The following is a 13,463-nucleotide window of genomic DNA, read 5'->3' on the forward strand; positions in this document are numbered from 1 at the left end:
CCGGGGCCCCCCCCTCCCCCCCCCCCCCGCCCGGGGGGGCGGGGCCGCCCCGCCGGGCGCCCGGCCGGGCGCCCGGCGGGGCGTCACTCGCGGGCGCCCACGGCGTCGGCGGGACGGGTCCGCATCGCGAGCCGGGCGGGCAGCGCCGTGGCCGCCGCCGCGAGGAGGCCGCCCCAGGCGATCACGCCGAGGTGGGCGAGCGGCGGGACGGACGGCCCGCCGCCGGTCATGCCGCGCCCGAACGCGGTGAGGGTCGCGAGCGCGATCGCGGTGCCGAGGACGCCGGCGACCAGCACGACGGCGAGGGTCTCCCCGCCGAGCATCCGCGTGATCTGCCGGCGGGTGGCACCGGACAGCCGCAGCACGGCGAGCTCGCGGGCCCGGCCGGCGGTCGACATCGCCAGCGTGTTGACGACGGCGATCGCGGTGAACGCGATGATCAGGCCCATCGCGATGTAGTTGACCTCGGCGTTCGCGGAGGCGGTGTCCTCGGCGAGGGTCGACGCGCTGACGGTCGGGACGCCCTTCGGGGCGGCACCCGCGATGAGGACGGTGCCGCGCGGGTCGTCCACGTGGGCGGCGAGGAGGGCGTGGTCGGCGGTGAGGTCGCCGAAGCCGAGCCCGCGCCCGTAGACGGCGACGACCTTCAGCGCGGCGGGGGTGCCATCGCCGAGGGTGAGCCGGAGCGTGTCGCCGGGCCCGACGTGCAGCCGGGACGCCGCCGTGGTGCTGACCGCGATGGACGACGGGTCCAGCGCCTTGATGTCGCCCTTGCGGACGTCGAGGTCCATGGTCTTGCCGAGCCCTGCGGTGGTGACGCCCTGCACGCCGTAGTTCTCCAGCCCGACCCGGACGGTGCTGTGCACGACCTCCGTCACGGCGGTGACGCCGGGCGCGCGGCGGATCTCTTCCGCGGTGCCGTGCGGGATCTTCGGGCCGGCGACGTGCGCGGCGAGCGTGCCGTCGGTCGCCTGCCGCACGGCGGCGCGTCCCGTGGTCGTCTGCGCGAACAGGATCGTGGCGGTGAGCCCGATCATCAGTGTCAGCGGCGTGATCACGGACGCGAGGCGCCGCGCGCCCGCGCCGAGGTTCGCGGCGGCGAGGTGCCCGGCGACCGGGAACGCGCGCAGCGGGACGGCGAGGACGGCGACGGCCGCGCGGGCGATGACCGGGCCGAGCAGCGCGACCGCGACCGTCCAGGCCAGCGCGGTCAGCATCGTGACGGGGCTCGCCGCGGCCTCGGTGTGCAGGCCGGACAGGACGATCGTCAGCACGACGGATCCGGCGAGGACCAGCAGCCCGGCGGCGGTGCGCGCGACGCCGAGCCGGGGCGGGGTCAGCGCCGCGTCCCCGAGCGCTTCGACGGGGCGGATCCGCGCCGTCCGGCGCCCGGCGATCCGGGCCGCCGCGACGGCCGCGACGATCGCCGCCACCGCAGCCGCGGCCGGCGGGAACGGGCTGACGACCAGGTCGAGGTTCGGGGGCAGGGCGCCGAGGCCGCGGAACCGGTCGCGCAGCCAGAACGCCAGTGGCAGCCCGGCGGCGGCGCCGAGCGGCCCGGCGGCGAGGCCGATGAGCAGCGCCTCCCGCCCGATCATCCGGCGGACCTGCCGGGGCGTCGCGGCGACGGCCCGCAGCAGCGCGATCTCCCGCTGCCGCTGCTGCACCGAGAGCGCGAACGTGCCGGACACGACGAGGATCGCGACGAGCAGCGCCGTCCCGCCGAGCGCGCCGCCCATGCTGATCAGCTTGATCCGGGACCGCTCGGCGCCGGGGAACTCGGCCCGGCCGCGGTCCGCGCCGGTGTGGACGGTGGCGCGGGTGCCGCGCAGCGCGGCGGCGATCGCGGCCTTGGAGCCGGTCGCGCCGATCGCGGTGACCTGGCCGGGGTGCCCGGCCAGCCGGCGCGCCTCGGCGGTGGTGAAGAAGATCGCGGCCTGGTCCTTCAGGGCCTGCCGCGTCACGCCGGACACCCGGTAGGAGCCCGGTTCGGCGGACGCGACCCGGACCCGCGAGCCGGGGCGCAGGCCGTTCGCGCGGGCCGTCGCCGCGTCCACGACGATCTCGTCGGCGGCGGTGGGCGCCCGGCCCTCCCGCAGCGTGAACGGGGTCAGCGCGGCCGACTCCCAGCCGTGCCCCCACGACTCGTCCGGCCCGGCGCCGATCTCCGCGGGGAACGCGACCTCGGTGACGACGCCGCGGGCGCCCGCCGCGCGGACCGCGTCCGCGGCCGAGGCGGGCAGCCACGCCCGCTCCGCGATCGCCTTCGCCTTGTGCTTGACCTTGCCCTTCTTCTTGATCTTCGTCTGGTGGACGAACTGGTCGCCGGTCACCACCACCGGCGCCCCCGCGTACCGCTCCGGCGCGACCGAGCCGCGCAGCCCGGTGTCCAGGAGCACCCCGCACGCGCACACCAGCGCCGCCGCGCACAGCAGCGCGACGAACGCGCCCGCGAACCCCGCCTTGCGGTGCCGCACCGTGGAAAGGACGATCCGCAGCATCAGTTCCACGCCCCCAGCCGGGTCATGCAGGCCGCCACCTTGTCGCTGGACGGCGCGTCCATCGCGTCGGCGATCCGGCCGTCCGCGAGGAACAGCACCGTGTCCGCGTACGACGCGGCGACCGGGTCGTGGGTCACCATCACGACCGTCTGCCCCATGGCGTCGACGGTCTCGCGCAGCAGGGTCAGGACGTCCCGCGCCGTCATCGTGTCCAGCGCGCCCGTCGGCTCGTCCCCGAACACCACTTCCGGACGCGTGACCAGCGCGCGCGCTATGGCGACCCGCTGCTGCTGCCCGCCGGACAACTGCGCCGGACGATGCCCTAGGCGTTCGCTCAGGCCGACTCTCTCGACGACCTCGTCCAGCCATTTCCGGTCGACCCGCGTACGGGCGAGCCGCAGCGGCAAGGTGATGTTCTGCTCGACCGTCAGCGACGACACCAGGTTGAACGCCTGGAACACGAAACCGACCCGCTGCCTGCGCAGCTCCGTCAGCTTCGTCTCGTTCAGGCCGGACAGCTCGGTGTCGCCCAGCCGGACGCTGCCGGACGTCGGGCTGTCGAGGCCCGCCGCGCAGTGCAGGAACGTGCTCTTCCCCGATCCCGACGGGCCCATCACGGCGGTGAACCGGCCGCGCGGGATGCCCGCCGACACCTCGCGCAGCGCCGCCACCGCGCCCCTCCCCTTGCCGTACACCTTGCTGACCGCGTCCATCCGCACCGCTTCGTTCATGCGGACAAGTCTTCTGACCTGCGGCTTCACGGGCCAGAGAGCACATCACCGGTCATATGTGATCTCGTCATGGTCCGGCCCGTGACCGCGTCACTGGTAGACATGAGCCGTGATCAACGTGCTCCTCGCGGACGACCACCACGTCGTGCGCAGCGCGCTGGCGGCCCTGCTGTCGCTCGAACCGGACCTGACCGTGGTGGCCGAGGTCGAGCGCGGCGACGAGGTCCTCGCCGCCGCCCGCGCCGCCCGCCCGGACGTCGCCGTCCTGGACGTCGACATGCCCGGCATGGACGGCCTCGCGGCCGCCGCCGCGCTGCACGACGCCCTCCCCGGCGTCGCCACGCTGATCCTCACCGGCCACGGCAAGCCCGGCCACCTGCGCCGCGCCCTCGCCGCGAACGTCCGCGGCTTCCTGCTGAAGACCGCGCCGCCGGACGAGCTCGCCGCCGGGATCCGCACGGTCGCCGCGGGCGGGCGCGTCCTCGACCCCAAGCTCGCGCTGACCGCCTGGGACCTCGCCGACAACCCGCTCACCCCGCGCGAGACGGACGTGCTGCGCCTCGCCGCCGAGGGCGCGGAGGCACCGGAGATCGCCGAGCGGCTGCACCTGTCGGCCGGGACGGTCCGCAACTACCTGACCGCCGTCGTCACCAAGCTCAACGCGCGCAACCGCACCGACGCGGCCCGCATCGCGCGAGAGGCGGGCTGGCTCTAGAGCGAGAGGCGGGCTGGCTCTAGAGCGAGACGCGCTGGGGACCCCGCCGGCTTCAGCCGATCACGGCCTCCACCCGGAAGCCGCCCTTGCCGTCGGCGCGCGCGCTGAGCGTCCCTCCGGCCGCTGCCAGGCGCGTCGTCAGGTTCCCGATTCCCGACCCGGGAGCCGTACGCGGCGCCGCCGGATCCAGCCCGTCGTTCTCCACGACCAGCCGGACCACACCGTCCTCCTGCGCGGTCACGATGACGCAGCGTTTCGCGGCGCTGTGCCGGAGCACGTTGGTCACGGCCTCGCGTAGAACGGTGCCGAGCACGGCCGACGTCCCGTCCGTCAGTTCCCCGTGCGCGAGGTCCATCTCGACCTCGACCCCTGCCGCGGCCAGCACCGACCGCGCCGAACGCGCCTCCCCGTCCAGCGACAGCCCGGCGTCGCCGCCGGTGGCCGCGTCCAGGTCCCGGCCGGCGCGTTCCGCCATCGCCACGACCTCCTCCAGCTCCGCTCGCGCGCGCGCCGGATCGACGTCCGCGAGCCGCCGCGCCAGCTCGCACTTCAGCAGGATCGCCGCGAGGCTGTGCCCCAGCAGGTCGTGCAGGTCGCGCGCCGCCCGCAGCCGCTCCTGGACGGTCGCGGCCCGCGCCAGCTCCTCCCCGGCCGCCCGCAGGTCCCGGACGAGCCGCGCCAGCCGGACGAGCCCGTACACGACCAGGCCGGTGACCAGCGTGCTGATCACGTAGTTGGTGACGGCCGCCGGCCCGAGCCCGAGTGCCGCTCCGCCCGCCCCGACCGCCGCCATCACCGCGGCGACCAGCGGGATCGCGACCTTGCGCGGCAGGCCGACCAGCAGCGTCCCGACCAGGAACCCCGCGACGCCCAGCCACGGCTTCCCGAGCAGCGGCACGGGCGCGACGCTCAGCACCGCCAGGCCCAGCGCCCACGCCTTGGGCCGCCCGGTGCTCGTCCACAGCAGCTGAAGCGCACCGATGCAGACCAGCAGCGCCGCCGCGACCGGCCACTCCCACCCCCACGGAACCTGCAGCAGCCCCTTGACGGAGAACCCCGCCAGCACGGCCGCGAGCAGTCCCACCGACAGCCGGTAGGCGGCCCGGTCCGGCAGGCTCACCGGCCGCTCGCCCGCCTTCACCGAAGCCTCGACCGCGAACCTGCCGTCCTCCCCGAGCCCGGTGGAGAAGCCGCCGCCCGCCGCCCGCACCCGCCGCGCGGCGTCCTCCAGCCCCTCCTCGCCGAGCTCGGCCGTCCGGACTCCGTCGTTCACGACGCGCAGCCGCACGAACCCGTCCACTTCGGAGGTCTCGATGACGCAGGTCCGCGCCGTCCCAACGCGCACGACGTCCGTGACCGCCTCGCGCAGCGCCATCGCCAGGAGCGCCCCGGCCGGTCCCAAAGGCTCGCTGTGGCTCGTCCGCACCTCCGCGTGGACGCCCGCCGACTCCAGCAGCGCGCGCGCCGCCGACGCTTCTGGGGCTAGCGACATGCTGCGGAAATCGGCCGCCGCTGCGCGGGCCTCGTTCAGCGACCTCCGCGCGACGTCCAGCACGCCCGCGATCTCCTTGGGCCGCTCCAGCGCCCGGCGGCTCCCCGCCGAGATCTCCCGCAGCCCGTCGCCGAGCCCGCGGTTCAGCTCCGCCGCGATCCGCAGCCGCTCCCGCGCCACCGCCGCCATCGTCAGCGGCAGCCGCGCCGCCGCGGTGTCGTCCGCCCGGTCCGCCAGCCGCACCAGCCCGTAGACGACCAGCCCGGTGAGCAGGCACGTGATCGTCACGTCGGCGCCGCCGAGGACCGCCGCGCTCCCGACGACCGCCGCCGCGAGCGGCCACGCGCCCGCCAGCAGCAGCGAGCCCGCCGCGAACCCGAGGACGCCCGCGGACGTGCCGAACGCCAGCACGCCCGCGTAGCCCGCGGCGGCCTGCACCGGGATCCCCCAGCGCCACCGGCCGTCCCGCGCGACGACCCGGACGATCTGGACGCCCAGCACGACCGCCACCAGGGCGACCGCGGCCGCCACCCGGCCGGGCCCCGCCGTCCGCGCCGGCGCCGCCAGGACGTACACCCCGGCGAACGACGCCAGCACGGCTCCGACGATCAGCCGCGCCCGCCCCGGCACCCGACCCTCCACAATCCGGACACACCCCCACATAGTCGGCGTGTCACGATCCTGCCACGCCGCCCGCGCGGCGCGGCCGGGCGCCGGGTCAGTCCCAGCGCGTCCCGGCCGGGATCCGGAACGTCGTGTTGATCCGGTTGAAGAAGTTGGTGACCGCCACCATCAGCACCAGCGACCCGAGCTGCCGCTCGTCGAAGTGCCGCGCGGCCTCCGCCCAGATCTCGTCCGTGACGGCGCCGGGCCGGTCGGACAGCCGCGTCGCCGCCTCGGCGAGCGCCAGCGCGGCCCGTTCCGCCTCGTCGAACAGCGGGTTCTCGTACCAGGCCGCGACGCCCATCAGCTTCTCGTGGGCGATGCCCGCCTTGGCCGCCGCCGTGGCGCCCGCGTCGACGCAGGCGCTGCAGCCGTTGATCTGGCTCGCCCGCAGATGCACCAGCTCCAGCGTCTCGCGCGGCACCCCGCCCGAGTACACCTCCTTGAACAGGAGCTGGACGCCTTTCGTGATGTCGGGCTGGCTCTTCGGGTCCTGAATGCGTGCCGTCATCGCTCCTCCTTGGAACATCCGGTCGGTGGACGGCACTACGACGTCCGGACGCGGCGGGAGGTAACGCGCGGCCCGCGGCGTTACCTCGCTAGCGCCCGGCGCGTCCTGATAGTGAGAACGCCATACGCCGAGGAGGATCGTGACCGAAGAGGACCAGCTCGCCGCGGAGTTCGAGGCGCAGCGCCCCTACCTGCACGCGGTCGCGTTCCGCGTACTCGGCTCCCACTCCGACGCGGACGACGCCGTCCAGGAGGCGTGGCTGCGGCTCGCACGGACCGGCGCCGACGGCATCGACGACCTGCGCGGATGGCTCACCACCGTGACCGGCCGGATCTGCCTCGACCTGCTGCGCAAGCGCGGAACGCGGCGCGAGCAGCCCCTCGAACTGGACATCGGCGCGCTCCCCCTCGACGCGGACGCGGACGCGAACGCACGGATCGATCCGGAGGAGGAAGCGGTGCTCGCCGAGTCCGTGGGCCTCGCGCTGTACGTCGTCATGGACGCGCTGACCCCGGCGGAACGGGTGTCGTTCGTGCTGCACGACGTGTTCGAGGTCCCGTTCGACGCGATCGCGGCGGTCCTCGGCCGGAGCACCCCGGCCGCCAAGATGCTCGCCAGCCGGGCCCGCGGACGGCTGCGGTCCGGCGCGCCCGCGTCCGGCTCCGGCGCCGCCGGCCGGGACGTCGTCGACGCGTTCCTGGCGGCGGCGGGCCGGGGCGACGTCGCCGGGCTGCTGGCCGTGCTCGCCCCGGACGTCGAGCTGCGGGCGCACGGCCCCGGCGGGAGCGTCGTCGTCCGCGGCGCGGGCGAGGTCGCGGCGCAGGCGCGCCGGTTCGCGCGGCCGGGCGCGACCGGCCATCCGGTCCTCGTCGACGGCCTGCCGGGCGTCCTCATCACGGTCGGCGGGCGGCCGGTGACGGTTCTGGCCTTCACGGTCGCGGACGGCGCCGTGACCGCGATCAGCGGGCTCACCGACCCCGCGCGGCTGGGCCGGATCGTCCCGTCCTGGGTCGCCTGACCGCCGCCGCGCACGCGGTCGGGCGTCAGGGCGTCAGGAGGACCTTGATCGCGCGGCGCTCGTCCATCGCCCGGTAGCCCTCGGCGGCCTCCGCCAGCGGGAGCGTCAGGTCGAAGACGCGGCCCGGGTCGATCTCCCGGTTCCAGATCAGGTCGACCAGCTCCGGCAGGAACCGGCGGACGGGCGCCGGCCCGCCGTGCAGGTGCACCTGGGAGAAGAACAGCTCCTCGCCGGGCAGCTCGACGCCGTGCGCGACGCCGACGAACCCGACGTGGCCGCCGGGCCGGGTGGACCGGATCGCCTGCGCCATCGACTCCTGGGTGCCGACCGCCTCGATGACGCTGTGCGCGCCGAGCCCGCCGGTCATGTCCTTGATCTTCGCGACGCCGTCGGCGCCGCGCTCGGTGACGACGTCGGTGGCGCCGAACGCGCGCGCGAGCTCCTGGCGCGGCGCGTGCCGGCTCATCGCGATGATCCGCTCGGCGCCGAGCTGACGGGCGGCGAGGACGCCGCACAGGCCGACCGCCCCGTCCCCGACGACCGCGACCGTCTTGCCCGGACCCACGTCCGCCGCCACGGCGCCGAACCAGCCGGTGCCGAGCACGTCGGACGCGGCGAGCAGGCTCGGGACGAGGTCCGCCGGCGGCGGCTCCGGGGTCGCGACCAGCGTGCCGTCCGCGAGCGGGATCCGGGCGAGCTGGGACTGCGTCCCGATCGTGCCCATCAGCACGCGGTGGACGCACGAGCTCTGGTAGCCCGCGCGGCACAGCTCGCACGTGCCGTCGGACGCCCAGAACGAGCCGATCACGAACTGGCCCGGCCTGATCGTCCGGACGCCCGCGCCGACCTCCTCGACGACCCCGACGTACTCGTGCCCCATCGGGGCGGGGCCGTCGGGCTTCTCCACGCCCCGGTACGGCCACAGGTCGGACCCGCAGACGCAGGTCGCCGACAGGCGGACGATCGCGTCGGTCGGCTCGATGATCGCCGGGTCGGCGCGCTCCTCGACGCGCACGTCGCCGGGCGCGTGCAGCACTGCTCCGAGCATGGAACGGAACTCCTCGGTCTTCGGGAATCTTCGGCTTCGGAATCTTCGGCTTCGGGAAACTTCGGGCTTCGGGGAACGCGGTCAGGCGCCGCCGCGGCTCGCCGGCCGCCGCTCGAGGATCTCCATGTGCTCTCCTTCCTTGCCGTCAGCCATGAAACCCCTGCTGAGAGGCCTATGACAGGGACGGCTGTGTCAGGTAACGGCAGTACCCCCCTCGCCGCGGGCATGCCGCATAGCGTGGATGGCATGGACAGCAGGAACGAGGTCCGGGACTTCCTGGCGTCCCGCCGCGCGCGGATCACGCCGCAGCAGGCGGGGCTGCCCGTCTACGGAGGGAACCGGCGCGTTCCCGGGCTGCGCCGCGAGGAGGTCGCCATGCTCGCGGGCGTCAGCGTGGACTACTACATCCGCCTGGAGCGCGGGAACCTGTCCGGCGTGTCCGACAGCGTCCTGGAGGCGCTGGTCCGCGCGCTGCAGCTGGACGACGCGGAGCGCGCCCACCTGTTCGACCTCGCCCGCGCCGCCGGGCCCGGGGGCGCCGTGCACCGCGCCCGCCGTTCCGCGCCGAAGGTCCGGCCGGGGCTCCAGCGCATGCTGGACGCGATGACGGACGCGCCCGCGATCATCCGCGACGGGCGCATGGACGTCGTCGCCGCCAACCGGCTCGGCCGCGCCATGTACTGGCCGGTCTACCAGAGCCCGCGCCCGGCCGGGCGTCCGCCGAACATCGCGCGCTTCCAGTTCCTCGACCCCGCCGGGCCCGGCTTCTTCCCCGAGTGGAACACCGCCGCCGACATCACGGTCGCGCTGATGCGGACGGAGGCGGGCCGCGACCCCTACGACAAGGTGCTCACCGACCTGATCGGCGAGCTGTGCACCCGCAGCGACGACTTCCGCACCCGCTGGGCCCGGCACAACGTGCGGCGGCACCACGCCGGGACCAAGACCTTCCACCATCCGGCCGTCGGCGACCTCGTCCTCGACTACGAGTCGATCGACCTGGCGGCCGACGGGGGCCTGAACATGACGGTCTACACCGCGAACCCGGACTCCTCCAGCCATGACGCGCTGCGGCTCCTCGCCAGCTGGGCCGCCACCCTCGACGACGACGCCCGCACGAACGACGCCGCGCGCGGAGACGGCCGGCCGCGCCGCGCGCCCGGCCGGTCCCCCGGCCCGCGCGCCTGAGCCCGCCGCCGGCGACGAATCCGCACCGCCCGCGTTGTCACGCGGCCGCATAGAACCGCGGTTTCCAAATAGATACTGTTGTTCTTATGAAACGCACGCGAAGGAACCGCATGCGACGCCGCCTCACCGCGGCCGCCCTGGCGGCGTGCGCCGCCCTCACCGCGCCCGCCGCCGCGTCCACCCCCGCCGAGGCGGAGACCGCGTACCCGGTGGGCGACCTGGCGACCTCGATCGGCAACTTCCTCTTCAGCCCGGACGCCGTCCCCGGGGCCAACATCTGGTCCTGCCGGCCGTCCGCCGCGCACCCCTACCCCGTCGTGATCGTGCACGGCACCACGTCCAACTTCGGCTCCGCCGGCGCCATGATGGCGCCCACCCTCGCCAACGCTGGGTACTGCGTCTACGGGTTCAACTACGGCGAGACGTCCCTGACCGCCGGCCACGTCTACGGGCTCGGCGAGGTCGCCGCGTCGGCCCGCACCATGAGCGCGTTCGTCGACCGCGTGCTCGCCGCGACGGGCGCCCCGAAGGTCGACGTGATCGGCGGCTCCCAGGGCGGGATGATGCCGAACTACTACATCAAGCGGCTCGGCGGCGCGGCCAGGGTCCGCACGATGATCGGGCTCGCACCGACCAACCACGGCACCACCATGCAGGGGCTGGTGAACCTCGGCCGGTCGCTGCACGTCCTCGGGCTGGTCAACGACGCCTACCGGTTCATCGGGGCGCCCACCTACCCGGAGCAGGAGGAGGGGTCCGACTTCCAGAAGGCGCTGTTCGCCGATGGCGACACCGTCCCCGGCGTCCGCTACCTGACGATCGCGACCTCGCACGACACGACCGTCACCCCGCTGGCGAACTCGTTCCTGCACGGCGGCGACTCCACCAACATCCTGCTGCAGGACCTGTGCCCCGACGACCCGGTGAGCCACTCCGGGATGTCGCTCGACGGCCCGATCATGCAGATCGTCCTCAACGCCATCGGACCCGACGAGCCGGGCTTCAAGCCGCGATGCACCGGCTACGGCCCGAACGTCTAGCCGGGGCCCGCCGCCGCGGCGGCATCCATCACGGGGGCCGGATGTCAAGCAGCGGCGGCGGGCGGGCGCCGTACCCGCGAGGGACGGGCTCTGTGGCGCCGGAGCGGTAAACGAAGAGTCGCGCATCATCAACGCAGAGTCATCGCGTCGGGAGAGGTGCGCCGCCGTGCCTCACGGGCGACGCCTTATCGATCACCACGTACGTCGATCACCACGTACCGCGCCATGGGGAGACCTCGATGCCCGACACCGCGATCAGCCGCCACGCCGTCCCCGTCCACCGTGCCGTCCTGGCGTGCGACTGCCCGGGCTGCCCCACATGCGGGGGCAGCGGCACGCTGTCGGGCGGCCGCACCTGCGGGACGTGCCAGGGGACGGGACGGTGCTCGCACGGCGGCGGCCGCTGACCGGGGTGTTTTACCGAGAGTTGCCCGGACGCTGCCCGCGACGCGTTGTCCCCCATCCTCACGCACGGTTACTTTCCGACCTGGAGGGTCACTCCATGTGACCGAATGTCAGGGAATCGGGGGGAACATGTCGATCAGGCGTTTCATCGGCGGCGCCGTCGCGCTGGGCGCGGCCGCCGCCGGGGCGGTCGGCGTCGCCGGGCCGGCGTCCGCCGCCGCGCCGGCCGCTGCCGTCGCCGTCCAGGACGGGCACGGCAAGCCCGCTCACGGCCACGGGAAAGGCCGTGCCCACGGGAAAGGCCATGGGAAAGGCCACGGCCATGGTCACGGCAGGCACGACAGCGCCACGGCGCCGGAGCGGGTGCTGTCGAACAGCGCGCTCGTCCGCGCGTCCAGGGAGTTCGTGGAGTCGGCCCGGCGGCACGGGAACCAGCGCGTCACCATGGTGATCATGGAGCGGGCCGGCACCATCCGGCTGGTGGTCCGCACGCGCAGGGCGGGCCCGCAGACCTACGTGTCCGCCAAGGCCAAGGCGTACACGGCGGTGGCGTTCGGCCAGCCGACCAGCGCGCTGTCCGGGAACGAGACGATCAAGCAGATCCCGGGCACGCTCACGCTGCCCGGCGGCGTCCCGGTGTTCTACAAGGGCTTCCCGATCGCGGGCATCGGCGTGGGCGGCGCGCCGGACGGCCGGATCGACGAGGCGATCGCCAACGACGTGCTGGCGGCGATCGAGCGGTGATCCGCGCGGGGCGGGGCCGCCGGCGGCAGACTCTCCGGTAACGCGTTCGCTCCCCCGAGCCAAGTGGGGGTGAAGCGGCGAGAGGGAGTGAGCGCATGGCCGGATCCGACGACGGCCTCGCCCGCGTGGGACGAGATCCCGCGGCGTTCGAGGAGTTCTACCGGCGGCACGTCGAGGCGGTGGGCCGGTTCGTGGCCCGCCGGGTCGACGATCCGCACACCGCCGCCGACCTGACCGCCGAGGTGTTCCTCGCGGTCATCGAGTCGGCGCACACCTACCGGCCCGCGGCGGGCTCGGAGGTCGGCTGGCTGTACGGGGTGGCCCGCAACGTGGTCGCGGCCGAACGGCGCCGCGCCGCCCGGGAGCGCCGCACGACCGGCCGGGAGGCGGGACGGCGGCGGCTGGAGGCCGACGACATCGCGGCGCTGGTGGAGCGCATCGACGCGGAGGCGGCGGGCCGTCGCACGTACCGGGCGCTGGACGAGCTGCCGGAGGGCGTGCGGGCGGTGCTGGAGCTGATCGCGGTCGACGGGCTGACGGTGACCGAGGCCGCGGCGGCGCTCGGCATCCGGCCGGTGACCGCGCGGGTGCGGCTGCACCGGGCGCGGCGGGTGCTGCGCGACCTGGTGCCGGAGGCGGGCGTGGCGCTCGCGTACGCGAAGGAGGGCGCATGAACGGGTACGAGGAGCGGATCATGTCGGAGCTGAAGGTCGTGGTCGCCGAGCGCGCCGCGGCGGCGGGCACGGCAGCGGAGGCGCCGGCGGCGGCGCGGCGGCGTCCGGGCCGCCGGATCGGGCTCGGCCTGGCGGTCGTCGCGGCGGCGGCGGGCGCCGCGGTCGCGCTCCCGATCGTCACCGGCGGGGGCGAGGCCAGGGCGAACGCGGTCGAGCTGCGGCGGGACGGCGCCGTCGCGGTGCACGTGCGCGAGTTCTCGCACCCCGAGCGGGTCGAGCGCAAGCTGCGGGGCTTCGGGATCCCGGCGAAGGTGCAGTTCCTGCCGAGCGGCAAGAAGTGCAGGCCGGGACGGGCGCACTGGATCTACGACGGGTCCGCCGACCGCGTGTTCGGGACGATCCCGAAGGAGCTGAACGAGAGCGCGACGCTGATCTACCCCAAGCGCCTCAAGCCGGGGCAGACCGTCGTCCTGGACGTGTGGGCGCTGCTCGGCAAGGACGGCGAGATGAGGACGAGCGTCCTGAACGAGAAGGTCGCGCAGGGCCGGGTCGGCGCGTGCGTCGTGGTGCCGGGCGGCCCCGAGGTCCACGAGAACTGGGCGGGCGACGGCCCGAACACGGTCGAAGACCCGAACGACTGACGGTCCCGGCCCGCTGGGGGCGCCGCGACGCAACCCGTCGCGGCGCCCCTCCGCATGTCGCGGGGAACCGGGGCGCGGGCGGGCCGCATCCG

13 protein-coding genes are annotated in these 13,463 nt (G+C 75.0%); 8 read left to right on the forward strand and 5 right to left on the reverse strand.

What is annotated here, in order from left to right:
* Positions 1-83: 83 nt before the first annotated feature.
* Together AB0C78_RS34455 and AB0C78_RS34460 are read right to left on the reverse strand one after the other, a co-directional pair.
* Positions 84-2,501: an FtsX-like permease family protein gene (locus AB0C78_RS34455; RefSeq protein ID WP_360756428.1), complete on the reverse strand. Its 2,418-nt coding sequence runs from the start codon at positions 2,499-2,501 to the stop codon at positions 84-86.
* Positions 2,501-3,232: an ABC transporter ATP-binding protein gene (locus AB0C78_RS34460; protein ID WP_360756254.1), complete on the reverse strand. Its 732-nt coding sequence runs from the start codon at positions 3,230-3,232 to the stop codon at positions 2,501-2,503. Before AB0C78_RS34460 ends, AB0C78_RS34455 begins: the two co-directional genes overlap by 1 nt.
* 109 nt (positions 3,233-3,341) lie before the next feature.
* Here AB0C78_RS34460 and AB0C78_RS34465 point away from each other — a divergent pair, with 109 nt between their 5' ends.
* Positions 3,342-3,947 (forward strand): response regulator transcription factor, encoded by a 606-nt coding sequence (locus AB0C78_RS34465; RefSeq protein ID WP_360756256.1) that lies wholly within the window; start codon positions 3,342-3,344, stop codon positions 3,945-3,947.
* Between the two features lie 52 nt (positions 3,948-3,999).
* Here the strand turns inward: AB0C78_RS34465 and AB0C78_RS34470 are convergent, their stop codons facing one another.
* Both AB0C78_RS34470 and AB0C78_RS34475 read right to left on the reverse strand, forming a co-directional pair.
* Positions 4,000-6,069: a histidine kinase gene (locus tag AB0C78_RS34470; RefSeq protein ID WP_360756259.1), complete on the reverse strand. Its 2,070-nt coding sequence runs from the start codon at positions 6,067-6,069 to the stop codon at positions 4,000-4,002.
* An 88-nt stretch (positions 6,070-6,157) separates the two neighbouring features.
* Positions 6,158-6,613: a carboxymuconolactone decarboxylase family protein gene (locus AB0C78_RS34475; protein WP_360756262.1), complete on the reverse strand. Its 456-nt coding sequence runs from the start codon at positions 6,611-6,613 to the stop codon at positions 6,158-6,160.
* Between the two features lie 139 nt (positions 6,614-6,752).
* Between AB0C78_RS34475 and AB0C78_RS34480 the strand changes: the two genes are divergently transcribed.
* Complete coding sequence (locus AB0C78_RS34480) at positions 6,753-7,631, forward strand: sigma-70 family RNA polymerase sigma factor (RefSeq protein WP_360756264.1); 879 nt, start codon at positions 6,753-6,755, stop codon at positions 7,629-7,631.
* Positions 7,632-7,656: 25 nt separating this feature from the next.
* Here the strand turns inward: AB0C78_RS34480 and AB0C78_RS34485 are convergent, their stop codons facing one another.
* Entirely contained in the window at positions 7,657-8,679 is a 1,023-nt protein-coding gene (locus AB0C78_RS34485; protein ID WP_360756266.1) for a zinc-dependent alcohol dehydrogenase family protein, read from the reverse strand.
* A 246-nt stretch (positions 8,680-8,925) separates the two neighbouring features.
* Here AB0C78_RS34485 and AB0C78_RS34490 point away from each other — a divergent pair, with 246 nt between their 5' ends.
* The 6 genes from AB0C78_RS34490 to AB0C78_RS34515 all read left to right on the forward strand — a co-directional run bounded on the left by AB0C78_RS34490 (position 8,926) and on the right by AB0C78_RS34515 (position 13,371).
* Positions 8,926-9,867 carry a helix-turn-helix transcriptional regulator gene (locus AB0C78_RS34490; RefSeq protein WP_360756269.1) on the forward strand — a complete coding sequence of 314 codons (942 nt, stop codon included), beginning with the start codon at positions 8,926-8,928 and terminating at the stop codon, positions 9,865-9,867.
* Positions 9,868-9,977: 110 nt separating this feature from the next.
* Positions 9,978-10,907, forward strand: coding sequence for an alpha/beta fold hydrolase (locus AB0C78_RS34495; protein ID WP_360756272.1), 930 nt, complete (start codon positions 9,978-9,980; stop codon positions 10,905-10,907).
* A gap of 239 nt (positions 10,908-11,146) precedes the next feature.
* Positions 11,147-11,314: a hypothetical protein gene (locus tag AB0C78_RS34500; protein WP_360756275.1), complete on the forward strand. Its 168-nt coding sequence runs from the start codon at positions 11,147-11,149 to the stop codon at positions 11,312-11,314.
* A 127-nt stretch (positions 11,315-11,441) separates the two neighbouring features.
* Complete coding sequence (locus AB0C78_RS34505) at positions 11,442-12,056, forward strand: heme-binding protein (RefSeq protein ID WP_360756277.1); 615 nt, start codon at positions 11,442-11,444, stop codon at positions 12,054-12,056.
* 95 nt (positions 12,057-12,151) lie between these two features.
* On the forward strand, positions 12,152-12,730 hold the full coding sequence (locus AB0C78_RS34510) for a sigma-70 family RNA polymerase sigma factor (protein WP_360756279.1): 579 nt from the start codon (positions 12,152-12,154) through the stop codon (positions 12,728-12,730).
* Positions 12,727-13,371, forward strand: coding sequence for a hypothetical protein (locus AB0C78_RS34515; protein ID WP_360756282.1), 645 nt, complete (start codon positions 12,727-12,729; stop codon positions 13,369-13,371). Before AB0C78_RS34510 ends, AB0C78_RS34515 begins: the two co-directional genes overlap by 4 nt.
* Positions 13,372-13,463: the final 92 nt, after the last annotated feature.

Source organism: Actinomadura sp. NPDC048394 (assembly GCF_040651755.1).
Taxonomy (GTDB): domain Bacteria; phylum Actinomycetota; class Actinomycetes; order Streptosporangiales; family Streptosporangiaceae; genus Spirillospora; species Spirillospora montaniterrae.